We start from the raw sequence: 25470 nt of genomic DNA, 5'->3' as shown, positions 1-25470 counted from the left end.
CGAGCCATTACGGTCACGGGGTGTGTCCAGCTCAAACGAGCCAGAGGCTGTTTTAACTGTTTTACGGGAGGTACCGTTTTTACGGTTGGGCTGGTCATCCTGAGCCATATGCTCATCGAGTTCTGCGCCCAAGGCCGCTTCGGTAATCTGTTTAATCAGTGGTGTCAGAAGGCCATCTTTACCATTAAGTCCCTGACCGGACTGAAGAGCCTTAGCGAAGGCCTGAATGTCGATTTCGTATTTATCGGACATAATGTGTCACTCCCTGTAGAGGGTTAACTATAGGGGTGACACAGACTTTTGAACACTACCTACTACCACCAGAATTGCGTGCAATTAATGACTGTAAAACTCGCTTAGTTACTGACTACATCTCAGGCATGATGGATTTATATGCAGCTCAGGAGTATGAAAAGTACTTTGGTAAGGGTAGCGCAGATAAATTCTACTTTACTTATAATCGGGTAGCCGGAGGTATCTAGCCTCCAGCCCCCACAACACCCTGCATGCGGCTCCGCACAGGGCGTTTCATCAAGAATAGTGAAACCATCGCGTAATTCGTACCGCGACACCTATAATTTATCCGTGAAACGGTCAGGCCGTTGAGACTGTAAGCTGCATCGCAAACTTTGGAGTACGCACAAGGAGGTGTGTATAATGTGTATCGATGAACAGTAAGGAGATAATCAAGCGTCTCAAGGCCGAGGGCTGGGTGCTTCACCATGTAAAAGGTGATCATCACCAGTTTAAGCATCCGGAACGTGCAACCAAGGTGACTGTTCCTCATCCCAAAAAAGACTTACCCATCGGCACTGTTCGCAGTATCTACCGTCAGGCGGGCTGGGAGTGGAGATAATATGAGATACCCCATCGTTATTCACAAAGACAGCGACTCGGATTTTGGCGTGACCGTGCCGGATGTGGAGGGTTGTTTCTCTGCCGGTGAAACCCTTGAAGAAGCCATCGATATGGCACGGGAAGCGATTGAATGTCATCTGGAAGGAATGCTGATGGATGGCGAAGCGATTCCTGTTCCTGCCGCTATGGAAGCTCACCAGAAAAACAAAGATTACGCCAATGGTATCTGGGCGTTGGTGGATATCGATCTATCCAAATTGTCGGTGAAGTCCAAACGGGTGAATATCACCATTCCTGAGCGTCTGCTAAATGCTGTAGACCAGTACGCGAAAAAACATGGTGAGACTCGTTCCGGCTTGCTGGCGCATGCGGTAACTGAATATATGGCTTCTCATCAGTAGGTTGAAATATTGATGTAACCACGCGGAGCGTGGGTACAAGTTTCACATCATGCAATTTGCGGTAGTGTCGGATGGCGCGCCAATAGCGTCCCGTGCAGTTTTTGAGTGCGGATTCTGGCGTTTATGCCGACCTACATTTTCAATAAATACGGGACACCCATCCATCATTTTCCCTATATTGAGACCACTCAATTTATCCGTACGATTTCCGTACATTGCTGCTATTCCCAGTCTGCTCTATACTTGCTTAAAAGTACGGAAACTTTCCGTACGAGGAGGCAGTATGGCGACAACACGTTTAGATATCCGTCTGGATGAAGAAATCAAAGTAAGAGCAGAAAAAGCCTCGGCACTTTTGGGGTTGAAAAGTCTGACCGAGTATGTGGTGCGTTTGATGGATGAGGATGCCACTCAGGTCATCGAGCAGCACGAAAGCATTACCGTTAAAGACAGCCTGTTTGATGAGTTTATGGTGGCTTGTGAACAGGCTGAAGCACCGAATCAGGCGCTGCGGAGTGCGGCTAAGTTTGCTGAAGAGAGTGGTATCCGGTGAGCTGGACGGACACTTTTGTCGAGCTTAATAAGACCGAGCATGATCGGGAATCCTTTGATTGTGGCGAGCCTGAGCTTAATACATTTATCAGAACTCAGGCCGCCAAACATATGCAGGCAGGTATCAGCCGGACAATGGTGCTACCAAGCGCTGAACCGCTGTTAAACCAGAAGTATGGCATTTGTGCTTTTTACAGTGTGGCACCCAGTTCAATCAGTCGGGAAACGCTACCGGTAACATTAGCCAAGAAACTCCCTAAATATCCTGTTCCTATTTTCCTGCTAGCACAGTTGGCCGTTCATCAGGAATTTCATGGTTCCGGCCTTGGTAAAATCAGCCTGATATGTGCGTTGAAATACCTTTGGCAGGTTAATCAGCATATGCGGGCTTACGCCATTGTTGTGGACTGTTTAACCGATTCGGCGCAGGCTTTTTATGCAAAATACGGTTTTGAGGTTTTATGTGTACACAATGGCCGTATCCGACTGTTTTTGCCGATGAAAACAGTCGGTGAGTTGTTCGGAAGCTGAGTGCCCGAAGCTCAATTGTCCGTTTGAAATACAGGTCACCCGCAACCCACGCGGAGCGGAAACGGAACAGATGTTCCTTATACAAAGGCGCTACGGTAAGAACCACGATATTCAGCGGTTCTTCTGCTGGTTTAGTCGCTGATGCAGCCATGCTAACACCAGTAAGACTAAACCTAATCCCATAAAAGAGGTTACACGCCACAGGCCGGTAAGATCAGACATATCAACTAAAAATAGCTTAGCGACCACAACCAATAACAAGCCCATACCTGCTTTATAGACGGATGCGCGCTTTAGCCCTCTATCGACCTGTAGCCCCCTATCGACCTGTAGCCCACCACCTATCTGTAATCCACTGCCTAGCAGGAGCGCCGCCGAGGCCATAAGCAACCAAACCGCCGAATAAGTGTATAGCTCGCCATTGGATGTAGGTAAGCTTAGAGTCATCTGACCGCCTTGCCATAGATGGCGAATCTCTAGGGATACAAACAGCAACAGGTTAGCCCCTGCGGCCATCGCTGCAAAGCGAGCAAATCTAGCCGGTAATAAGCGCCATAACGCCAACGCGATAAGAATAGGTGCGCCATAGCTGAGTAGTAACAGATTCCAGATTGGTGTTGACGCGATCGAAGGTGAGTCTCCCAACGACGAATCACTCCAAAGAGGATTACCATACAACAGAACAAAGACCACATAGTTGATGGTTGCTGCCCCCAAGTGAACAGCGGTTAGAATCTGATAGAAACGCACCAAATGTTGGCTAAGGCGGGAGCGATAGAGATAAATCACCGCAGCGCCACCCCAAATAAAGGTATTTAAACTAGCCTCAAGAAAGCTGTACTGGGTTGCAAAAATATCACCATCATAGAGCCAATAGCGCAGCTCTGCCGCAATGGTCAAGATTAACAGATGAGCCGTAGCCCCCTGCAACCAAGCCCGCATTTTCATATCCGAGTGCATTAACCAAGCGGCAATCCCCGTACACACTGTTGCCCCGCCGTAAGTCCAGAGAGACCAGTGACTGGTGCTATCGCTATCGGCCCCGTAGGTTAATAGCCACGGATTTAACGTTAGCCGAACCACAACAAGGGTCAGCACCCCGCGGATAACCCACGGCATAAACGCTAGCGTATAACGACGTTGCAGCCATGACAAACTAACCAACTGAGCGGCCAACGCTACCGTAAGAGATGCCTCTGCTAACCAGATTACGGCAACAAGAGCCATACTAAGGTGTGTGCTGGCGATGATCACCACCTTAAAAGCATCACTAAAATAGCGCGTACCAGCGTATTCTGAAGACTTATATTCTAAAGCTTTGTCATACATTAAAAACAGATAGCCAAGGCTCATCGCCACGGCAATTGAACCCCAAGTCCACTCTAAAGCAAAACTATTGAGCGTATAGTAAGCGGTGGTTAACAGGCCAATAGGGGTCAGTGCCGCCAAGGCCGCCCAAAAGGCGGGTAGCGGGTAACGCTGATAAATCAGCCAGATACCCGTACCAGAGAAAAGCAGCGCCAGCAGGATAAAGCGAACAATCAAACCGTACTGAACCGACTCTACCGCTGCCCCAAGCAACACCTGATGATCCTGTTCCTGCAGTAACGGTACAATGGCAGCGACAACCGACAGCAGTAAGGCTATCACCGGCAACAGAAGCAACACAGGTCTTCGGCTGGCAACCAAAATCAGCAGCGCAGGCAGCAATAATAAAGTGATAGGGCTTGCATCGGCGACGCCTTCAAGCAACAGACTATAGCTGTGAGCCATAATAACAAGCAGCAGTAATATCCCCTGGAACCAACCCGCACTTTGTCTAAGCTGCTTAACCTGATCATGGCGAAGGGAGGCATTTTTTAAGTTCTTAAACCAGCCCACCAAATCTTTTAGGTTATGCTGATGCTTCTCACCAACCCGCCAGTCGATCTGCTGCAGTGCCCAGTCAAAGCGAGGTATCGCCAAAAACAGATAGGCAATAATCAACAAATAGAAGGCGCGTGCACCATCCATAGGATCCGCCAAAAGAGATGCCAGCCACCAAAAAAGACTGCCGGCAATAACGCCAATCCAGAGCCAGCGCCGCTCAATATAGGAAATTAACCATAGGCTAAACAGCGTCAGTATTGCGCTATATACCAATACCAACTCAACATCACCAGAGCCGGTATGAACCAATATAGGGACAACATAACCGCCCAAAATACCAAGGGCCGCTAATATTGGACCTTGGCGCAGGGCCAGCACCATCGTCCCAAAGGAAACCAGTGCCATGGCGATAAAGATTATCAAAGGAGAAATACTGGGGAACAGCTTAAAACTGGCAAACAGCGCCGCGTAAAGAATAATACTGGCACCACCGGCTAGAGCGGCAAAGACACTGCTCTGGCCCTTTGTGCGCTGTAAGCGCTCCGCAAGACCGTGTAAACCAAGACCTGCCAGCAACGATAAAACCACTCGGGCTTCAGGGCCTAGCAACCCTTGCTCGATGGAATACGCCACCATAAAAACACCCGCTAAACCGACACAGGTACCGCCTAACCAAACCATCCAGTTATGACGGATATTGTCTTTTAAGCGAGAGAATCTATTAGATATACGGACTTCGCTGGACGGCTTGTTATCGCTATCGGTAGAAGGATTATTACTATGGTTATAAGGTTCGTTATGGCTTTGAATATCAGAAGAAGCCTTAGCGGTTTGAGCGGCAACTTCTTCTGACACCGGAGCGATGCCCACCACACCCTTAAACTGGGCATCAAGTTGATCGAGTTGAACGCGGTGTTCTTTTAACGCTTCTCGCAGATGATAAATTTCATCTTGCTGTGAACGGGTTCGTATAAAGGCAGCTAACCCCAGCGCTGACATAATAAGCACGGCCAGCGGGGCTAAAATCAATAGGGCAAACAGTAGCTCGTCATCCATAATGAGGGTGCTCCATTAATAAGGCTAAGGGTTGTTAAGGGCTGTCTGTTTTTTGATTTTCAGTCTTCAGACTTAAGCTTAGCCGTTGACCAGATACTACTCCCCTGTCTCCCTTCATAGGCTTTACTGCGTTCAGCGGCTTCCCTTAGTTTATCTTTTTTACTTTTGCGCTTTCCTTTAATCGGTTGCGGGCCTTTTGTTGGCTGAAGAGCTTCTGGCGGAGGTGTGCTGTTGCGTTCAAAACCTGGGATCTGTTCGCGATCAATTGTGAGCTGATTACGTTTTACAATCAGTTCAAAATGGGCATCGCTGCTATGATCAATAAAAGAAAAAGCGGTTCCTGCTTCACCAGCCCGAGCCGTACGGCCAATACGGTGGATATAATCTGCCGGTGAACGAGGTAGGTCATAGTTCACCACAAAAGGTAGCAGAGGAATATCAATACCACGGGCGGCCAGATCGGTGGCGATTAATACTTGGGTTTGCCCCGCCTTAAAGCTTTGCAACGCGCCATTACGGTCGATTTGGCTCATATCCCCGTGGAGGGTATCCGCATTAAAGCCTGCTTTATTAAGCTTAATCGCCACATTATTGGCCGCACGCTTACTGGCAACAAAGACTAAGAACTGATCGCCAGAATGTTGAGAAAGCAGATAACGTAGCAAAGAGGTGCGCTGCTCGGTATCAACCTCAATGGCCCGCTGGGTGAGTGATTCTGGCAGCTTGTTTTTGCGCTCAATCTCGATAGTAACCGGATTAAACAACAGCTTATCAATCAGGGCATCCACTTCTTCAGGAAAGGTCGCCGAAAACAGTAGGTTTTGCCGCTGGGGTGGTAACAGGCTGAGTACCTTTTGCAGCTCTTCTGCGAAGCCCAGATCCAGCATACGGTCGGCTTCATCCAAAATTAGATGCCGTACTTGATTCAGCTTAACCGCGTTCTTCTCCACCAAATCCAGTAAGCGCCCCGGAGTCGCAATCACCAGATCACAGCCACCCCGTAAGGCCTGCATCTGAGTATTAATCGACACACCACCATAGACCGCCAAAGACGTTACACGGCGCGGCATATAACGACTGTAACTTTTAATCGAGGTTTCTACCTGAAGCGCTAGCTCGCGAGTAGGCACTAACACCAACACCGCCGCACAGTTACTGGCTGGGGCATCCTGTGATTGTAAAATCTCTAATAAAGGCAGCACGTAAGCCGCCGTTTTACCAGAGCCTGTCTCCGCTGCTGCCAAAAGATCACGGCCAGAAATAACCGCTGGAATTGCCTGTGCTTGAATCGCTGTAGGGGCTTCATAACCCTGCTCATCTAACGCACGCTGGAAAAAGCCCGACAGGCCAAGGGAAATAAAAGACATAAATTGCTGGATACCGAGTGAAAATAAAGACGGGGATTTTAACAGGTTTTAGTGCCGAAGGCTTATTGCTTTAATAACTTTACGGCTCTACAGAGCGAGAATAGAACAGGACGAGAATAGGACGAGGGCGCATTATTTGTAAGGCTAGCGATATCGTTCTAGTAAGACTGAAAATTATTGGCCTAGCAGACCTATATATACAAGATTATTTTATATATCTTTTATAATCAGCAAACAACTACCATCCAATAAAAAAACAATAGAGTAAATATAAATCTAAACAGCCATACAAACCATATAAAACGACCCAAGATGGTCGATAGAAAATAAACACCAATAACAAACTGATATAAATCAACCAATACTATCTACCCTATTGATTTTAACAGCCATTATTGTTTGTATTCCTTTTTTTTAAACTTAAAGGATTATGGCATTGAAAAAAATAATGATACTGGCCTTACTATTCATAGGCTCTCCGCTATCAATGGCCGCGAGTTTAGTCAATGATATGCAGCCCTGCCAAGCATGGATCGATTTTGTTGATGGTAAACTTACCTCCTCGCCATCTCAATATGACAAAGGCGATATAGAAAAGATACGTCAAGGACTTCAAGTCTATAACCAGTTTATTCAACAAGAGATTATCACCCCTGAACTCTTGAAAGCGTCTGGCGGTAATGAAAGCCAAGCAGGGGATTATCAAAAACAAGTTAACGCTTATAAGCATAGCTTAGTTAACGCGCTTGAAAACCGTTACCCGCAAAAACGACTGTTTACGGATTATGCTGCGGCAATAGATGCCTGCGCTCAAAAAGCAGCGCCTTCTGATCAAGAGCTAGAGCAACTAAAAATAGCAGCGAACCTGATGCTTAAACTAGCGACATTAGATTGAAATCATCCAGGGATGAAAGCAAGATCCTTTTGACCCATTTTTGCGTATTGATTAGCCTACTTTTTGAATATATAGGTGAATAATCATGGGATTATCAAGCGGTGAAGAATCAAGGATTGTGGAGATGGCCTGGGAAGACAGAACCCCTTTTGAAGCTATCAAGCTTCAATTCGGATTAAATGAGTCTCTAGTGATCAAAATAATGCGCAGTCGCTTGAAGCAAAAAAGCTTTAAGTCATGGCGTAAAAGAGTGAGTGGACGCGCGACAAAACATCTTAAATTACGTAGCCCTGAGGTGAGTCGTGGATACTGTCCTACACAGTATAAGCCCCACTAATTTGAATTAAAATGATATAAAAAAATAAAAAGCGGTGCCGGATTAAAGATCCTTCACCGCTTTTTATTATATTTTTATATAAGGTTTAATATCTGACTCTTTACTAGAGGCGTCGCCATTCAAAAATATGCCATGTAAAATACTACGACTTTTAAAACACTGTCTGCACTCAAGGAAAAACCGCTGTTTCATTGCCATTGGTTATTTTTTCATTAATTTTTGCTAGTTCGCGGTCATCCAGCGTACTTGCAATCTTAATATGAGCCATTTCAGGGGCCAGTAAATCAATCTCGTTGATATGACCATCATCAACCTGCAAATTCTTGTTCAGAATGCGTATAACAGGGCGCGTTCGGTTTTCTGGGTTGATCATAATCACAATCGCCACCTGCCCACCCTCTAACTTAACCATGCTACCTGGCGGATAAACACCAAGGGCTTTAATAAACTGATTAACCAGCTTTGCATCAAACAGTTTAGAGCGCCAACTGTACATTTTAGACAGCGCTTGAGTTGGGCTAGAAGCATCGCTATAGAAGCGTTCCCGCGTCATCGCTTCATAAGTACTGGTAATCCCTAAAATCCTAGCAAGGTAAGGTATTTTGTCGCCTTTTAGCCCCTTGGGATAACCTGAACCATCGTAGCGTTCATGGTGGCTGCCGATAATATCCCTTAGCTCTCTAATGCTAGATAACTCATTGTGCAGGCCAACAAAGCTAATACCGTCGATAACATGGTACTCAATAGCTTGCTTCTGAGCTTTATTCATAGCCCCTGTATAGCTAAGCAAATATTCAGGCACTTTCAGCATACCAATATCATGCAACAGCGCTCCCAAGCCGAGTACATGCATATTATGCTTGTCTAACTCTAGGTATTGGGCAAAAGCGATGGTGAGAATACAAACATTGACCGATTTTTCTGCCAATGATTGTTCTTTCTCTTTTAAACGAGAAAGCAACAAAAGAGATGCCGCATCATTTAAAGCATCATCGGTTAGTCGCGATACCGCATCCGTCAGTTTTTGGCAGTTAACACGATTACCTTCGCTAACACGGGTAAATAGATCTTTGACTTCGTCAACACAAATCCCGATATGGCTTTCAATCTTTTGTAGCTCTTTTCGACTGAGCAACTCCGGTGCCGCAATTAAGCCTTTCCGGTCTTTAAGAGGAATATCCTTTGGTTCTTTGGCTTCTGCTATTGCCTTCGAATTTTCTTTCAGTTGAGCAGGCCGCTGCCTTTTCAGGTGGGCTAATGATTCGGGGGTTGAAGCCTCTACATCAATCGTTATCTTGTTGACACAGTTTTTTAATTTTTGCAGTTCATTCTGATTTTTTATTGTAAATCCACGCCGCCAGAACGGGGAGTCCAGCCAACGGATATCCAATTCAACAATTCGCATGCCAATGCGAGCCTGTTCCACTGATATTTGTTTTTGCATAAGAAAATTAGCCGCAGCCTTCCCTGATATGTCTGTTTGATTAACTATTTGGTACGTGATGACTACTTCAGATTCTGCTTAATTTTTTTATTATGGATTTTAGGTAACAGTTTGTTGATAACGAGGAAAAAAGAAGAAGGGGGTTTATATGGCGGTGCAGTCTTTGCCAGTCCTTTGATTCTTTCCCACAGTTCCATTGTTCCACTGAATCCATTGAGTTTATTACAGTGTTTATGGTGATTTATGCATCGTTGCTATGATATGGATTTTTTATTTCTATAGCCTAAATTACACATATTTTTTTTATTTACAAGAAATTTTAGTTGGATTATTACTGTCTAATTTGATTTGGCTACCTATTAAATGGTTTTTATTTTCTTATTTTCATGCAATTTTTCACAAAAAAAAGAGGAGCACTAGGCTCCTCTTTTTAATCAAATAACACCTGAAACGGAATTATTTCTTTGGTTTTTCTTTTTCATCGAGCGGCTCGTCAATCAGCTGATCTTTAACCTCTTCATACCAAAGATCATGGTGCTGTTTGGCCCAGGTTTCATCCACATAGCCGGTTTTCATACCCTCTAAAGCACCCTCAGCGCCTACGGTGCCGATATAAATATGCCCCAGTGAGATTGCAAACAGAAGCAAAGACGTTCCGCCATGAATCAGATTAGCCCATTGCATGGTGTCACGCACTTGACCAAATATTGGGAAGTCGAGCACAAAGCCACTACCAACAACCGTTAATCCGATAAAGACCAATGCCCAATACCAGCCTTTTTCACCGCCATTCATAAAGCCTGCGCTAGGGTGCTTATTGCCAATTAGGCCACCGCCTTGCAGAAACCAGATAATATCGGTTTTAGTGAAAAAGTTGTTTTTCAGCCACCGAAGTAACATCACAATCAAACCGACAGAGAAAATAGGGCCGATATAGTTATGCACCAGTTTGCAGAGGGCGATCGTTCCTTTCCAGAAGCTATAACCGAATAGGTCGGGAATAAAGTGCTTACCGTACATAATGAGAATGCCACTAAACGCCAACGCCAAAAAGGTAAGGGCAACAAACCAATGCAGCGCGCGATCGGTCGGGTTCCAGCGCTCAATTTTTCTACCGGTACGAGGCTTATCTAAACGCATAGGCCCCAGCAAAAGATAGGCCAGAGCAAGTACAGAAAAACTACCGCCAATAGCCATTAAGCCCCCAGGACTAACCCAGCGGTTACGCCATTGTCGCCATGTTTCGCCGCTAACATTGATTAGCTGGCCATGCTCACGCCCTTTTGACGTAGTATAGCCTTCAGTACCACCAGAAACTTCTCGCCAGTAGTCCGCCCCTGCAAAATTACCCTGCACTTTTTCTGCCGCGGAGTCAGCCCAAAGCGGGCTGCTCAAGGTTAGGCATAAAAGCGTGAGCAAACTGGCGACAACCACTTTAAGGTACTGCACAGAGCTATTGCCCGTGATATTAGCGCCTGTGTGTGTCGAATGTGTTTTCATAGGTTTTACTCTAAAACAGGTTTTCACTCTGAAACAACAAACCGACCGGACAAGCCGGTCGGCTGGGTTGACGCAATAAACGATTAAGCTTTAGCGATAACCGGGCTGCTGGCATCCGTAGCGAATGCTTCCGCTCTTACCGCCATCTCTTCTTCGCTCATTTCACCCGGAGTGACCGCTGACCACGCGCCATCTTTGTGTCCCCGATACACCACGCGTTCGCGGAAAATATCAGAAACAACCTGAGCGTCACCCGCTAACAAGGCTTTGGTGGAACACATTTCAGCACACAGCGGTAGCTTGCCTTCAGCGATACGGTTAGCGCCGTATAGCTCTTTTTGACGAACAGGATCTTCTTCAGGGCCACCGGCACAGAAGGTACATTTGTCCATCTTGCCACGTTCACCAAAAGCCTCTTCTTGAGGGAACTGAGGTGCGCCAAACGGGCAAGCAAATAAGCAATAACCACAACCGATACACAAATCCTTATCGTGCAGCACAATGCCATCATCGGTTTGATAGAAACAATCTGTTGGACAAACCGCCATACAAGGCGCATCCGTACAGTGCATACAGGCCACGGAGATGGAGGTTTCATTGGGTTCGCCATCATCAATGGTGACAACACGACGACGTTGAATACCCCATTCGGTTTCATTTGCGTTTTTACAGGCGGTAACACAACCGTTGCACTCAATGCAGCGTTCGGAGTCACATAGGAATTTCATTCTAGCCATGATCTTTTTCCTTACAGAGGTCGAGCCTCTCAGGTGGTTCCAGCAGAGCACCTCTGTTCGCGATAATTGCAAACAATCAACACTCGCTCTGCTGTACTGCTAACAGGTACAGTGATTAACCCTTTACACGGGCTAATCTACGTTATTTAAGCCGGTGTCACTTTGCACAGGGTTACTTTCGTTTCCTGCATCTGTGTCACGCTGTCATAACCGTAAGTGGTGGCGGTATTAGCCGCTTCACCCACTACGTATGGCGCAGACCCCTGAGGATATTTATCGGTTAGGTCTTTACCCTGGAATTTGCCGCCGAAGTGGAACGGTATAAATACAACACCGCGATCAACACGGCGCGTCACCATCGCTTTCACCTTGATACGTCCACCCTCTGCACCTTCAACCCAAATATCAGCCTCATCACGTACGTTTAGGTTGTTGGCATCGTAAGGATTAATTTCAGCAAACATCTCTTGCTGAAGCTCTGCCAACCAAGGGTTCGAGCGGGTTTCTTCACCACCACCCTCATACTCCACCAAACGGCCTGAGGTCAGAATAATCGGATACTCTTTGGAGAAATCCTGTTTCTGGATCGATTCATAAAGGGTCGGCAAACGGTACATGGATTCGGAGTCTTTCCATGTGGCGTATTTGTCGAGCAAGTCACGGCGTGGCGTGTACAGAGGCTCTCGGTGCCGTGGCACTTTATCAGGGAATGTCCAAACAATAGCGCGGGCTTTAGCATTACCAAAGGGCGCACAACCATGTTTGATCGCAACACGCTGGATACCGCCGGAAAGATCCGTTTTCCAGTTTTTGCCTTCAGCGGAGGTTTTCTCTGCCGGTGTTAGGTCATTCCACCAGCCCAGCTGTTTAAGCAGCTTATCGCTAAATTCTGGGTGGCCATCCTGAATCTCAGCTCCAACAGGGAACGAGTCTTCCGACAGCAAGCTAACACCGTCACGCTCGACACCAAAGCGAGCACGAAAGTTCAAGCCCCCTTCAGCAACAGGTTTACTGGTATCGTATAACAGAGGTGTACCGGGGTGCTTCATTTCAGGCGTGCCCCAACACGGCCACGGCATGCCGTAGAAGTCACCGTCCGCTGCACCACCTTCCGCTTTCAAGGTTTCAAAATCGAAGGTGTGCCAGTTTTTCTGATGCTCTTTCAGGCGTTCAGGACTTTGAGCGGTATAACCAATCGTCCACATGCCTCGGTTAAATTCACGAGTGATATCTTCAATCACAGGCTCATTATTAACCACTTTAATATTTTTCAGCAGTTGATCGGCAAAGCCCAACTTCTTAGCGAAACGGTACATGATCTCGTGATCAGTTTTCGATTCAAATAACGGTTCAATAACCTTGTCTCGCCATTGAATAGAGCGGTTAGACGCCGTTACCGAGCCATAGGATTCAAACTGAGTACAGGCTGGGAGCAGATAAACCCCATCGGTACGGTCATGCATAACCGCGGCGTGGGTTGGATACGGGTCAACAATGACCATCATCTCCAGTTTTTCCATCGCCTTTTTCATCTCAACACCACGGGTTTGCGAGTTCACAGCGTGCCCCCAGTAAACCATGGCGCGGAGATTATCTTTTTGTTCAATACGGTCTTTATTTTCCAGTACACCGTCAACCCAACGGGATACCGGAATACCGTTATTGTTCATGGGTTGCTTGCCCCGATATTTACCTTGATCAAAACGTCCTTTGATCCACTCATAGTCTAGATCCCAAACGCTAGCCCAGTGCTTCCAAGCACCGGCAGACAGACCGTAGTAGCCCGGCAGAGTATGAGACAGTACGCCAAGGTCTGTTGCACCTTGCACGTTATCGTGACCACGGAAAATATTAGCACCACCGCCGCTAACGCCCATGTTGCCAAGGGCCAGCATTAGAATGCAGTAAGCGCGGGTATTGTTACTACCGGTGGTATGCTGAGTCCCTCCCATACACCAAACAATAGAACCGGGGCGATTAGTAGCCAGCATTTTAGCCACTTTGCGCATCTGTGCTTCGCCAACACCGGTAACGTTTTCGACTTCAGACGGCACCCATTTAGCGACTTCGGTACGCACTTCATCCATACCGTAAACCCGCTGACGGATAAACTCTTTGTCTTCCCAACCGTTTTCAAAGATATGCCATAGTAGCCCCCAAACGTAGGCAACATCGGTGCCCGGGCGAATACGTACATACTCGTTCGCTTTAGCGGCGGTACGGGTAAAACGCGGATCAACAACAATGATCTTGGCTTTGTTGCGCTCTTTAGCCAGCAAAATATGCTGCATGGCAACAGGGTGAGCCTCTGAAGGGTTAGAGCCAATCAAGATCACCGATTTACAGTTATGCATATCGTTGAACGAGTTGGTCATCGCACCGTAACCCCAAGTATTAGCCACACCGGATACCGTGGTGGAGTGACAGATACGAGCTTGGTGGTCGACGTTGTTAGTACCCCACAGTGAGGCGAACTTGCGGAATAGATAAGCCTGTTCGTTACTGTGTTTTGCGGAACCTAACCAGTAAACCGAATCTGGCCCAGATTCTTGGCGAATCTGCTGCATTTTATCGCCGATCTCATCGATGGCCGTTTCCCAGCTAACCTTTTGCCATTTGCCATTAACCAGTTTCATCGGGTATTTCAGGCGGCGTTCACCGTGGCCGTGCTCACGTAAAGAAGCACCCTTGGCGCAATGGGCACCACGGTTAAACGGATGGTCAAAGGCTGGCTCTTGATGCGTCCATACGCCATTTTGCACTTCGGCGTAAACACCACAGCCCACAGAGCAGTGGGAGCAGATAGTACGTTTTACTTCTTTCGGCACGTCCGGCGACAGGGCTGTCTTTGCCTCCGCCTGACGAATCATGCTATTGCCCATAAAGCCTGCAGCGGCTAGACCACCGGTGGTAATACCCGTGTTCTTCAGAAAGGAACGACGGCTTAGGCCTAAGCCCTTGCTGTCAGCCTTGCCGGAGCTTGCATATTTTTTCTTAGTGAGTTTCATCAGCTATTTCTCCGGTCTGATTAACGCAGGGTGTCGTAAAAGGTGCGGATATGATCGGTTTCGCGGTAGCCGCTTTTTTCTTCCGGTTGCGGATTGCTCGCCGGTTCTGGACTCGCAGCTATTGCTTGAGAAGCCGTTACAGCAGCGATACCCGCTAGGGCACCCCCTGCCGTTAGCTTTTTAAGAAAAGCACGGCGACCTGCATGTTCTAAACCTCTATCCTTTTCACTTAGCTCAGGGCTAGGTGACGAAACCTTATTATTATTGTCACTCATCGTGCTCTCCTCGTTGCCTTGTTACAGAGTCCACCGACCCTTCCTTTTTTTGCCGGATAGGTCTTAGCTATAGGCGGCTCTGCGCACCCCTATAGGGGTATCTTGTAAGCGTCTATTTTTTACTGTTGTCGTACTTCTGTTTTACTGTTTCAGTACTTCTGTTTATCGTCTTGGCTAAAGCCTTGGCGTTTTAACGCCGTGGTTTTAACGTAAGGCTTTAGCGTAAGGGTCTTAAGATAGATGCAGCGCCTGTTCTTTTATGGCTGCCATCGCATCGGTTTCAAAATCGGTAAAGGCTCGACCCAGTGTGGCAACACTGCTGTAAAACACCGCAGAATCTGCCTGCTGTAGATCTCGGAAAAACCGACCAATCCATTGTGCTAAATGACGTTCATAAAATGCTTTTTGAACCGTCGCGCCAGCACCGCTCATAATGAGATAAGCGATCACCTCAAATAATGCTGCCGCATGATCCTCTGGCTCTTTAACCTGTTCTTGCCTCTCAAAACCCAGTCGTTTCAGATCTTGGCGCAAAATAGCCAGCGGCGTTTCCATTAATGAACCAGTGAGATACCAAGAGCCGTAGGGCACTAACTCACCTCGGCCTAAGCCGATAAAAAGTTGTTGGTACTCGTCAGAAAGCTGCTCTTGCCGAACGTGGCGAGCGGCTAGCTGTAAGCCACTCCAAGCTTTACCCATATCGGAGCCGTCATGTTCATTCGTATCAAGCTGCGTTAGCCAGTGCATTAACGCTTCTGATGGTGTATCCCGAAGTAAAGCAGCCAGTAAGCTGTAAATATCGGCTCTTAGGCTGTCCTGCTCACTGATTTCAGGTTGAGCAGGAGCGGATGATGGGGAGGCTGTATGCTGATGAACGGTCATGTTTTACCTCCTATTAAATATCGAGCTGAGCTTGAGGGTTAGCGGCTAGACCACGGTAAATATCCTTCACGCGACAGTCTTCACACAGCTCCAAGCGGCGTAGGGCGCTACCGGCAAACATCGCGTGATCTTTTAGCTTCTCTTTCATCTTGTTCACTGTGCTGGTCGGGGCAAATGGCTTACTGCAATCGAGACAGCAGAAGGCTTCGTCTTCATAGAGCGTACGGGGGTTATCCCGTACTTCAGCATTGAAAATAAACCGTTGCTCACGGGTGATCGCATTTTCAGGGCAGGCGCTTTCGCAAAGGCCACACTGAACGCAATCCATCTCGGTGAATAATATCGCAGGGGTTTCTTTCCCTGTTTGAAGTGCTGCAGTGGGACAAATATTGGCGCAGGAGAAGCACAGCGTGCAGGCCTCGTCCTTAATAAGAACTTGACCAAAAGGGGCGCTGGCACTAAGGGTAATCTGTTCCGGTATAACCGTATTATCGGGAGCGTTCTCAGCTAAATGGTTGATATTAGCAATCAACCGCTGGCGCTTGCCGGGAGCCTCCTGAAAACGCCCTTCGTTATTGGCCTTCTGTGATAAAGGTACAAAAGGTATAGATGACGGTGTAAAAACAATACCCTCGGCTTCAAGCGACGCAAGATCACGGCACAGACTTAATACAGTGGTGGAATAGCCCATTGCCGACAGAATCTGATGACCCAGTTTGATTTCGCGCTCCAGTAGCTGAATCAAGCTCGCTGGAGTATCGGCGTTACTTAGGAAAATCAGGCCGGATGCACCTTCATTAAGTGCGTGCAGCCATAGTTCCATGCCGATACTGGCGATCTCTTCTAAGGCAACAGGAATCAGGTTGGCGGCCAGTTGTTCTGGAACAACGCTTTGCTCATCGGCATGAAAAACCAGTACAGGGTTCAATCCGCCCAGCTGACGATATTTATCTAAAAGACGGCTGAGATAATCAGCCATCATCTCAGCTTTAGGCATGCCGTAGCTAATAGCTCCGGTGGGACAGGCGGTAGAGCAGCTACCGGCACCGTGGCAAAGGTAGCCATCAATGTCGATCTGCTTGTTCATATTACTAATATTAATACTGCTAATCGCATCCGCAGGGCAAACATCTAAGCAGCGGGTACAGCCCGTTTTACCACGACCCGCATGGGCGCAAATATCATTGTTAATACGGAAGTAAAGCGGCTTCTCAAACTCGCCTTCTAGATCTGGCAGCTGTGATAGCACCGTTGCGAGCGATAACACTGGATCATTTTGACCCGCTGTATTGATTATATCTTGGCCAACCGCAAAATAACCCGGTGGTGATAGCTCCTGCGGTAAAGCAGGTTCTCGGCCTAGATCTAATACCAGATCAAAATGGGTGCGTTGAATCAACGCCGAGGCTAGATCCACCGACTCAAAAGAATCATCGGCTCTATTGTTATCCATCGTACTATCTGTCGTACTACCCGTCGTAGTCGGTTTAATAATCGCTTGATACTCGCCCAAAAAGCCGCTTAGCGTGCTGAGTTCCCCGTAAGCGATGGGCAGTTGGTCGGTTGTGATTAACGCTTGTTCCAGCGCAGGATTCGACGGGTTTTGTACCGCATCGGTAATCAATAGGCTGATTGATTTCACCCCTGAGTCAGCCTTAATTTGCGCTAAATCATCCTTTAAACCACCCTCCACCTGAGACATAAGCTCACAGGCCGCGAGACGGGTTAAGTCATCAGCACCAATAATCAGTAGGTGGCCACCCGCTTGATAACTGATAGAGGGTGCAGCAAGATTTTGCGGACGCGACAAAGCCTCCAGCGCACTAAGTCGTGCTTGGTAATTGGTGTTCTGTTGTTCTCGCTGCAGTTCAATGAACGGAGCTGTCATGGTGTTTCCTCATCTGCTGTATTTTCTACAGAACAGAGCAAAGCGAAGACACGGTCAGGCTGTTGCTATTATTTTTTATTGTTCTTGATTGACGAGTATTGCAATCAGCGTCAGGTTTTGTGCTATCTCTTATTTCAGCAAGTGCTAGGCCGGTGTTGCCGAAAACAAAAAGTGTCTGGTTCTGCTTTGCTCTGTTTGGCTGTTAGTTTTTTGTGATCGCCGGGACATTTTGTCCAATTAATTCAGGTTTTTTTGGACACCGTCCCATTTTGACCCTTTTTATTGTCGGGCTTTCTGCTGGTTGTTTATTATTGCTTGCTATGGACCGCCGCTTCTTGACGTACACGTTATCATTCTATTTTTGAAGCGCTCTATGCCTTGCTTTCTATCCTTCTCTTATTTCTCTCTTTCTATTCTTTATCGCTTATAACCTTCTTTTTACATCCTGCTTTTAGGTTTAATTAGGCAACCTTACGCCAACGTAAAGCTGACAGCCTTGAGAGAAAGCCTCAACCCTCCTTAAGCACGGAATTTAAATCTGCTACTGTCGCCTTATCTGACGCTAGGTTCATTTGAATTTGATCTAGCTCACTTTTGTCGGGATCGGCCTGATCCGTATTTCCTACTTCAGGAGGATGATCTGCGTCTAAGGTCTCTGGTTCAATCAGTTCTGGTTCAATCGGCTCTGACTCCGATAGCTCTGATTCAATGGCCTCTTGCTCTAAAGGCTCTTGCTTTGACTCAACAGCCTCAAGCAAGTCAGCCTTAGGCGCGCTGGACTCAAGAAGCTCTGGATCAATCGGCTCTTTTTCTTTAAACCATTGACGCAGGCCTGAGGCGACTTCGGATGACAGGGTTTTTACCTTGGTATAATCCATATCGTAATCATCCATGCCATCTCTTAAATTAAATTCTGGCTTGATAAACATCGCCTTTAAGGCTTGTTTTCGTAGCTGCTCGCTCACACCTTCGCTAAAAAAAGCACTGATATCGCTGTTGCCGTCAATACTGGCAATATCGGGCATATCTTCATCGGTGAGCCTGTGCTCCGGCTCATAAACGGTATCGGCTTGGGTATTGGGGCTATCTGTAGAGCTGTCGATGTTTAGAGATTCGTCTAAGCCTAGAGATTGATCTATTGGGTTCTGTAGATGGTCTAGCGGATCAGATAGATTATCCGGTACATCAACAGCCGGTATATCTTGCAGATCCATATTTTGATTTTGCTGTTTACGCTGGGACCAGCGTGAAAGAAAACCCCCTTCGGTCATAATAGGTCTCCTTTTTGTCTTACTTTTCCTTTTCCTTCACCGGCATAACGCTTTTTACGCTTGCCTTCGATCAGCTCACCATGCTCGGTAATAAAGGCTTCCATCCAGCATTGAAGCGCTTCCGGCATAGGGTATTCGAGTACCTTTTGTTCACCATCAAGCCAAGAGGCCGCAAGGTCTTGGCAGGCGGTCATTTGAATCGGCAGCCATACATTTTCATCAGAGTCATCACAAAGGACGAACAGATGAGGTACGACAGAATCAAGATTAAAGCGATAGGCGCTTCTCTCATCTTTATAAAGCTCAAGCGGCAGCCAAGTAATCGGGTTCTCTTGAGATGCCGCGTCCGGTGAGCTGCTTTCTGGCCAAAGTTGTTGTATCTGCCACTCCTGTAGCACCCAACGCCCAGACCGAAGCTCTAGCGGCGTCAGCTCAATACCCAGAAAGCGAGTATCTTTGGTGTTTGTCTGTTGATTTGAGAGTTGCTCAGTCATAGAAATATCCCTTTCGGTTACTGTATGAACGTCATTATTAAGCCTGCACAATCTATAGTCATACTGATGAAGCACGGCTCGTGCTGTTCAAATATGATTTACTATGGGTCAAGTGATTCACTACTGCTCAAGTGTGCCCCGCTACTACTCAGGGTAGATCGTCTAGAATGATAATGGCGAGTAAAAAAGGCTCGAAAATAGATAACGCAAGGAGTGAGCCAGCACCAGTAGGTAACAAAAGGGAAAAGAAGGAGGAAAAACACCAGTGACAATCGATAAACAAAAAGTGATAACCGATAAACAAAAAAAAGCAGCACTCCGCCAAACAGAAAGGCAAAGAGTACTGCTACTCCAGAAAAAGCCTGGATATACCGTCCATTAAAGCCTTAAGTAAGACTCCATAGTACGATGTGTGTAAAAAAGCGTAAAACGATTGGGCTTGGCAGTTGCGGCTAGTGGCTAGCAGTTTTTGGGCAACACACTAGTCTAGAAAAAGCGCCGTATCGGAATTCCGAAATAGCCTTCACATTAAAAATATGAAGACTCGGCGCAGAACAACCCCAAAATTATTCGGCACATGGCAGTTAACGAAACTGGCTTACACCAGTGCAGGGTGATTCCGTTAAGGCCGAATAATCTATCTTTTATTCTGCAATGAAAATGCCAACCTTAATACGAACATAAGACAGCCTGATTCCTTAAATCACTTAGTAAAAGTATGTGTTTTAAGGGGTTAGGGTCAACTTGGGGCACTGAGTTTGTCCTAGTGACGCGTTTAGAACCAAGAACCGATGTTTGTATTCAGAGCAAGGGTTGAACTTATTACAGATTGAATAAATAACTAAAAACAGCATAATCAGATAAACATATTCAAAAAATATTTGATAATCATGCAAACTGAAGATTTACAGATCATTCTTAAAGTAGCCGAGTTCCGCAGTATTACTGCCGCAGCAACCAGTTTAGATATACGTGTCGCTACCGCCAGTGCTGCGGTAAAAAGGGTAGAAAAGGCCTTAGGCTCAGAGCTTTTTGTACGTACAACGCGACAGTTACGCTTATCCAGTGCCGGCGAGCGTTACCTACCCCAGTGCGAGCAAGCCCTAGAGATGCTAGAGCAAGCTCGTCAAAATATCCGACATGACAGTGAGCAGCTTGATGGCGAGATACGATTATCCGTCTCCTCAGACCTAGGACGGAACCTTGTCATGCCCTGGCTTGATGACTTTATCCAAGACCACCCTCAAGTTAGACTCAGAATTAATATCGGAGACAATAATATCGACTTCTACCGGGATGAGGTTGATATGGCGCTACGCTATGGCTCTCCGACAGAAATCAACCTTTATGGCTTTAAAATCTGTAATGTACCGGGAGTATTATGCGCAACAGAACCCTATTTACAGATCTACGGCGAACCCAAACACCCTCAGGATCTATCGGCCCATAACGGCTTGTTTTATCAACTGCATAATATTCTGCATAACGTTTGGACGTTTACCCAAGACAATCAAACCTATCGTATAAAAATGACAGGTAACCGCGCGTCTAATGATGGTGACCTGGTACGACGGTGGTGTGTTTCGGGGCAAGGTATTGCGGTTAAATCCTGTCTTGATATGTCCCGTGATCTTCTGGAGCATCGGGTGCGCGCTGTTATGACAGAATTCCAACCCCGTGTTTCAGAGCTTTGGCTGGTGTGTCCTAGCCGCCATTCAATCACCCCCGCCATGCGGCTTTTACGTGATCACTTTCAAGAAAAAACCCGAGAGGTTTTACAGGCACTGGTCAAACAAGGAACCCTCCCAAGCACTGTCTTGCAGTAACCTTCTATTCTGCCCAAAGGTCTATCTTTTCCACGTGCCTATCTTTTACGTGCGCCCATCTTATCCACGTACACCTATCTTTCTATATCTCCATCTTTTCAGCTTCTAGCATTTGGGCATCATTGGCGGGGTGCTTAAAGAATCCTGGTGGGTGTCCTGTGATTTTTCGAAACGCGCGCCGAAAGGCGGTTTCACTTTGGTAGCCTAGTTCATCCGCTAGAGTGGCGATACTGGTTTGCCCTCTTCTGATTTTTTTGCAGGCAAGGCTCATGCGCCATTGAGCCAGGTAATCAGCGGGAGTGAAGCCTACGGTCGCTCTAAACTGTTGACTAAAAGAGGTACGGGACATACCAGCGGTTTGCGCTAGCTGTTCCAGATTCCAAGACTGCCCAGGGTTGTCATGAATGCCGGTTAGCGCCTTAGCCAGTCGAATATCACTTAATCCACCTAGTATGCCGGTATCGACTTTTCTTTCAGCCATTAAGTAACGTAACAATGTCACCAAGAGCACCTCGGCCAGCCGGTTAACAACAGTCGTATGGCCACAACGCTGCTGTCCGGCCTCTTGGCACATTAATTGAACTAGAGGCTTTAAGCTGGCGGCTTGGCTATCTTCGGTTGGCAGGTTTAGCAGACCAGGAAGGGTGTTTTGCAGAAGATTAAGCTCTTGGTTTAAAAAGTGAATCACGATACGGGTGACGACACATTCTTTTTCTAGGTCATCTGTTTCTAGGTCATCGCTTCCTAAGCCATCAGCTGCTAGATGATGAGCGCTTCCCCGTGGCAGCCAAAGCAGATCACCGGATTGGTGCCGCTGGTGAATGGCTAGGGAATCACTGGTCAATATCAGAGCCCCTGATTGAATCAGGTATAAGCAACCTTGTCCTGTATCGGGATAGGAAAGAGGAGTTTGCTCTGTCAAACACATTTGACTCACACTTTGCGTCTCAGGCTGAAAGAGATTCAGTAGTGCACTAAGCCGATCCATATTATTACTCCGATGTCTGGCGGTTATCTGTGTTGTATTATTCTGTGCTGTATTATATCGCACATTGTACGAACTGCTAGCAAATATAGCTATTTTGCGTATCAATCGTACACCGCTTACCGCTAGACTGGCTTCATATTCTGATCAACACCCTAATTGATAATTAAAGGTACCTACCTATGAATGCTCTTATTCCTCGTCAAGCGGTTCCTGCTCTTGAAGTTTCAACCACCTCAGGTACGCCTTGGTCGCTAGCCGATCAAGCACCAGAAAACTTCACCATGGTTGTTTTCTATCGCGGCTTGCATTGCCCTATCTGCAAAACATACTTGTCAGAACTTAATCGGTTGGCTGCGGATTTTGCTGAAAAAGGAGTTTCGATTCTGGCTCTGTCTAGCGATAGTGAAGAACGCGCGCAAAGTGCAAAAATGGATTGGGAACTGTACAACGTAACCTTGGGTTATGGTTTAACTGCACAGCAGGCTAAAGATTGGGGTTTGTACCGCTCTGCGGGTAAGGGCGTAACTTCTATCGGTATTGAAGAACCTGCAGAATTCAGTGAGCCTGCGGTTTATCTGGTTCGTCCTGATGGCACGCTGTACTGGGGTAATGTGAGTACCATGCCTTTTGCTCGCCCTCACTTCAAAGAGATGATGGGTGCGTTGGATTTTGTGATTAAGAATAATTATCCAGCCCGTGGCGAACTTGTTTAACCGTTTGTTTTAAGTTTCTTTTTTGATCACTTTTTACTCAATGCCTTGTAGCTATTTAATTGTGTAGCATTTTATCTTGTACCTATCTTGCACCTATATTTACAAGACCCTGGGGCTCTTGCCTCAGGGATTTTTTAGGGCAAACGCGGTCTACTACAATCCATTATTGAGCTATTTTGTCCTGTATGGGTATTTTTGTCCGCCCTATTTAGACCCACCCTGTCTTTTGTAGCGTTATTTTTGCTCCTCCTCTACCCCTTAACTTCCTTTTATTATCTCTTTACTGCCTCTTTACTATCCCAAAAGCCTCCAGTTTACTCTTGTATTCTTCCAACAGATTAGTGTTTTGGCCTTTGTTCACTTTAAGGGCATGATAAGGAACGATACTTGCTGCTCTGGTTATCATTTTGTAGTCATTTATAGCGATCACGCTTCAGAGAAAGCAGGGGAATATTGATGTCGACGATCCATCAAAATAAGACGCAGCGTTCAAGTAATCAGCCATCTCAAGACATTCTTTCCACTCAACAAGCCCCCGTTATTAGCCAAGCCCATGCGGCATTAACACAACCTGCGTCGGTATTTGATGAGTATGGCGCGGCGCGCGAAGTCGCCATTGCAGGTGAGCGCCCGCTAACGCTTTATCTCAACAAACGTGAGATTGTCACCCTAATGACATTAGGGGCAGAACCTGAAGCCTTGGTATTAGGGTATTTGCGCAATCAAGGAATGCTGAGTTCATTGGCGCAGATTCAAGCCATACAGGTTGATTGGGATGTCTCTGCGGCGGTGGTGGTCGCGGATAATATTGGCGATGAGCTAGAAGAAAAGCTGGCCCACAAAACCGTAACGACAGGCTGCGGTCAAGGCACTCAGTATGGTGCGCTGATGGATGACATCGAATCGATTCAGCTACCGGCTTTTTCCGTGAAGCAGAGCGATATTTACCAGCTGTTGCAAGCCTTAAACGATTATAACGATACTTATCGCTCCGCCGGAGCCGTACATGGCTGTGCGCTGTGCGCTGTTAATCCTGTTGAAACGCAGAGCGCCCGGGCTGAAGTGCTCGCTTTTTCCGAAGATGTTGGTCGGCATAATGCCGTGGATACCCTAGCCGGTAAACAATGGCTGGCCTCCCTTGATCCATCATCAGAGACGAATACCATGCACCGAGAGCAGATGGTGTTTTACACCACTGGACGCTTAACCTCGGAAATGGTCATTAAAGTCGCAAGAATGGGGATCTCTGTACTCTTATCACGCTCTGGCGTAACCGCTATGGGCTTAGCATTAGCGAAACAACTGGGGATTATGCTAATCGCCAGGGCCAAGGGGCAGCATTTCTTGCTTTATCAAGGTGCGGAGCGTTTTGACTGGGATGCCCCGCCACCTGCGCGGCCTCAATCGAGCCAGAAAAAGCGATAAGTTCTTACAAAAACACCTGAATAGATGAAAAAGACCCCATTGATCACGGGTCAACGATTGATCATAAGAGTGAGAAAACCATGAGTGAAATGATTGCCGACATCCTGTTTATGAATGTTAAACAGGTAGCGGAATATCTACACCTTAACGAAAAAAAGGTGTACGCCCTTGCCAGCGAAGGCCAAATTCCTGCAACCAAGGTGACAGGAAAGTGGTTATTTCCAAAGAAGTTGGTTGACCGCTGGCTGTTAGAGTCTTGTCACAGCGGCTTAATGGCAGATCGCCTATTACTTACCGGCAGTGATGACCCTTTTTTACAGGCCATGATGTTACGGCTACCCAGTGTGGTGGGGAATAAAGCACTGTACAGCTACAGCGTCACAGGGACACGCATGGGGCTAAGTTTACTGTCTCAGGGTCATGCGGATGTTGCGGCGATTCATTGGGGGCGAGCGGAAGAGAGCCATCTGCGCCATCCAGGCCTAGTGCGACAATTCTCCCATTATCGCCAGTGGGTTTTGGTTCATGCCTTTAATCGCACGCAGGGATTGATTGTCAGTCCAGAATTTGCGGTCAATGACCCTGCGGCCTTACCAATGCATCGTCTTCGTTGGGCTATTCGTCAAGAAGGCGCTGGGTCTCAGCGTTTTCTACAGGAATGGCTGTCCAGCCAGCAGATATTGGAGTCTGAGCTAAATATCTCTGCCCAAGCCTTTAGTGAACGGGAAATGGCTTCGATGATCTGTCGAGGTGATGCGGATATTGGCCCCGGCAGCATGAGTGCGGCGCAAGAATATGGCCTGAAATTTATTCCGGTCTGCGAGGAAGCCTTTGATCTGGTCGTGCCCCGTAGTGTTTATTTCCGTGGCCTGTTTCAGCAACTGTTTACCTATATGCAAAGCCAAGAAGGCCGAGATTTGGCAAAAAGCCTTGGAGGATATGACCTGAGTGATTGCGGAAAAATGGTTTGGAATGGCGCAGAAAGCTAACCACAGCTTGATTCGCCTGCTCTTCTCTATTTTTGGCCATATTTTACAGTAGAAAAGCTATTATCTTATTCTTTAACGATATTAATAACAGGTTGATATATAACTTTTTTGAATTAGAATTCACTGCTTTATATAGCGACCTTTCCCGGCGCTTCTTTGTTTAT

General features: G+C 46.9%; 24 protein-coding genes. 11 read left to right on the top strand and 13 right to left on the bottom strand.

The window, feature by feature from the left end:
- Positions 1-252: transposase (locus G517_RS0110430; RefSeq protein ID WP_028304368.1), on the bottom strand; the 252-nt coding region annotated here is incomplete at its 3' end.
- 35 nt (positions 253-287) lie between these two features.
- Here G517_RS0110430 and G517_RS0110425 point away from each other — a divergent pair.
- The 5 genes from G517_RS0110425 (at position 288) to G517_RS0110405 (ending at position 2342) form a co-directional block, all read left to right on the top strand.
- A complete protein-coding gene (locus G517_RS0110425; RefSeq protein WP_028304367.1) occupies positions 288-482 on the top strand; it encodes a hypothetical protein in 195 nt (64 codons plus the stop codon).
- 185 nt (positions 483-667) lie between these two features.
- Positions 668-856 (top strand): type II toxin-antitoxin system HicA family toxin, encoded by a 189-nt coding sequence (locus G517_RS0110420; RefSeq protein ID WP_028304366.1) that lies wholly within the window; start codon positions 668-670, stop codon positions 854-856.
- Position 857: 1 nt separating this feature from the next.
- A complete protein-coding gene (locus G517_RS0110415) occupies positions 858-1259 on the top strand; it encodes a type II toxin-antitoxin system HicB family antitoxin (protein ID WP_028304365.1) in 402 nt (133 codons plus the stop codon).
- A 283-nt stretch (positions 1260-1542) separates the two neighbouring features.
- Positions 1543-1812, top strand: a complete 270-nt coding sequence (locus G517_RS0110410; protein ID WP_028304364.1) for a type II toxin-antitoxin system TacA family antitoxin — start codon at positions 1543-1545, stop codon at positions 1810-1812.
- Positions 1809-2342, top strand: coding sequence for a GNAT family N-acetyltransferase (locus tag G517_RS0110405; RefSeq protein WP_028304363.1), 534 nt, complete (start codon positions 1809-1811; stop codon positions 2340-2342). Before G517_RS0110410 ends, G517_RS0110405 begins: the two co-directional genes overlap by 4 nt.
- A 111-nt stretch (positions 2343-2453) precedes the next feature.
- Here the strand turns inward: G517_RS0110405 and G517_RS0110400 are convergent, their stop codons facing one another.
- Complete coding sequence (locus tag G517_RS0110400; RefSeq protein WP_028304362.1) at positions 2454-5267, bottom strand: DUF2339 domain-containing protein; 2814 nt, start codon at positions 5265-5267, stop codon at positions 2454-2456.
- Between the two features lie 59 nt (positions 5268-5326).
- The gene (locus tag G517_RS18685) at positions 5327-6634 is read right to left on the bottom strand and encodes a DEAD/DEAH box helicase (protein ID WP_051206291.1); all 1308 of its coding nucleotides are present in this window, start codon (positions 6632-6634) and stop codon (positions 5327-5329) included.
- Positions 6635-7070: 436 nt separating this feature from the next.
- Here G517_RS18685 and G517_RS0110390 point away from each other — a divergent pair, with 436 nt between their 5' ends.
- A complete protein-coding gene (locus G517_RS0110390) occupies positions 7071-7529 on the top strand; it encodes a hypothetical protein (RefSeq protein ID WP_157833181.1) in 459 nt (152 codons plus the stop codon).
- Between the two features lie 85 nt (positions 7530-7614).
- Positions 7615-7866, top strand: coding sequence for a TIGR03643 family protein (locus G517_RS0110385; protein WP_028304360.1), 252 nt, complete (start codon positions 7615-7617; stop codon positions 7864-7866).
- A 169-nt stretch (positions 7867-8035) separates the two neighbouring features.
- Here the strand turns inward: G517_RS0110385 and G517_RS0110380 are convergent, their stop codons facing one another.
- From G517_RS0110380 to G517_RS18665, 9 genes are all read right to left on the bottom strand, one after another.
- A complete protein-coding gene (locus G517_RS0110380; RefSeq protein ID WP_028304359.1) occupies positions 8036-9310 on the bottom strand; it encodes a cyclic di-GMP phosphodiesterase in 1275 nt (424 codons plus the stop codon).
- Positions 9311-9766: 456 nt separating this feature from the next.
- Positions 9767-10810 (bottom strand): formate dehydrogenase subunit gamma, encoded by a 1044-nt coding sequence (locus G517_RS0110370; RefSeq protein WP_084632162.1) that lies wholly within the window; start codon positions 10808-10810, stop codon positions 9767-9769.
- A gap of 83 nt (positions 10811-10893) precedes the next feature.
- Entirely contained in the window at positions 10894-11547 is a 654-nt protein-coding gene (gene fdh3B / locus G517_RS0110365; protein ID WP_028304357.1) for a formate dehydrogenase FDH3 subunit beta, read from the bottom strand.
- A 146-nt stretch (positions 11548-11693) separates the two neighbouring features.
- Positions 11694-14555, bottom strand: coding sequence for a formate dehydrogenase subunit alpha (locus G517_RS0110360; protein ID WP_028304356.1), 2862 nt, complete (start codon positions 14553-14555; stop codon positions 11694-11696).
- Positions 14556-14575: 20 nt separating this feature from the next.
- A complete protein-coding gene (locus G517_RS18680; RefSeq protein ID WP_084632161.1) occupies positions 14576-14830 on the bottom strand; it encodes a twin-arginine translocation signal domain-containing protein in 255 nt (84 codons plus the stop codon).
- 231 nt (positions 14831-15061) lie between these two features.
- Complete coding sequence (locus tag G517_RS18675) at positions 15062-15712, bottom strand: TorD/DmsD family molecular chaperone (protein ID WP_051206289.1); 651 nt, start codon at positions 15710-15712, stop codon at positions 15062-15064.
- A 13-nt stretch (positions 15713-15725) separates the two neighbouring features.
- The gene (locus G517_RS0110345; protein ID WP_028304355.1) at positions 15726-17600 is read right to left on the bottom strand and encodes a 4Fe-4S binding protein; all 1875 of its coding nucleotides are present in this window, start codon (positions 17598-17600) and stop codon (positions 15726-15728) included.
- A 509-nt stretch (positions 17601-18109) separates the two neighbouring features.
- Positions 18110-18871, bottom strand: a complete 762-nt coding sequence (locus G517_RS20155; RefSeq protein WP_051206288.1) for a DUF3306 domain-containing protein — start codon at positions 18869-18871, stop codon at positions 18110-18112.
- On the bottom strand, positions 18868-19365 hold the full coding sequence (locus tag G517_RS18665; RefSeq protein WP_051206287.1) for a DUF3305 domain-containing protein: 498 nt from the start codon (positions 19363-19365) through the stop codon (positions 18868-18870). Before G517_RS18665 ends, G517_RS20155 begins: the two co-directional genes overlap by 4 nt.
- An 890-nt stretch (positions 19366-20255) precedes the next feature.
- On the opposite strand from G517_RS18665, the gene G517_RS0110320 reads away from it, so the two are divergent.
- Positions 20256-21191, top strand: coding sequence for a LysR family transcriptional regulator (locus tag G517_RS0110320; RefSeq protein ID WP_028304354.1), 936 nt, complete (start codon positions 20256-20258; stop codon positions 21189-21191).
- Between the two features lie 82 nt (positions 21192-21273).
- On the opposite strand, the gene G517_RS20150 is transcribed toward G517_RS0110320, so the two are convergent.
- Entirely contained in the window at positions 21274-22179 is a 906-nt protein-coding gene (locus G517_RS20150; protein ID WP_051206286.1) for an AraC family transcriptional regulator, read from the bottom strand.
- A 179-nt stretch (positions 22180-22358) separates the two neighbouring features.
- Here G517_RS20150 and G517_RS0110310 point away from each other — a divergent pair, with 179 nt between their 5' ends.
- The 3 genes from G517_RS0110310 (at position 22359) to G517_RS0110300 (ending at position 25306) form a co-directional block, all read left to right on the top strand.
- On the top strand, positions 22359-22892 hold the full coding sequence (locus tag G517_RS0110310; RefSeq protein ID WP_028304353.1) for a peroxiredoxin-like family protein: 534 nt from the start codon (positions 22359-22361) through the stop codon (positions 22890-22892).
- 456 nt (positions 22893-23348) lie between these two features.
- Positions 23349-24317: a formate dehydrogenase accessory sulfurtransferase FdhD gene (locus G517_RS0110305; RefSeq protein WP_084632160.1), complete on the top strand. Its 969-nt coding sequence runs from the start codon at positions 23349-23351 to the stop codon at positions 24315-24317.
- 80 nt (positions 24318-24397) lie between these two features.
- Complete coding sequence (locus tag G517_RS0110300; RefSeq protein WP_245543229.1) at positions 24398-25306, top strand: helix-turn-helix transcriptional regulator; 909 nt, start codon at positions 24398-24400, stop codon at positions 25304-25306.
- Positions 25307-25470 lie beyond the last annotated feature (164 nt).

Origin of the sequence: Oceanospirillum maris DSM 6286, assembly GCF_000422865.1 — a bacterium.
Taxonomy (GTDB): Bacteria; Pseudomonadota; Gammaproteobacteria; order Pseudomonadales; family Halomonadaceae; genus Oceanospirillum; species Oceanospirillum maris.
The sequence above is the reverse complement of the archived record's forward strand: the minus strand, read 5'-3'. Positions and strand labels throughout refer to the sequence as shown.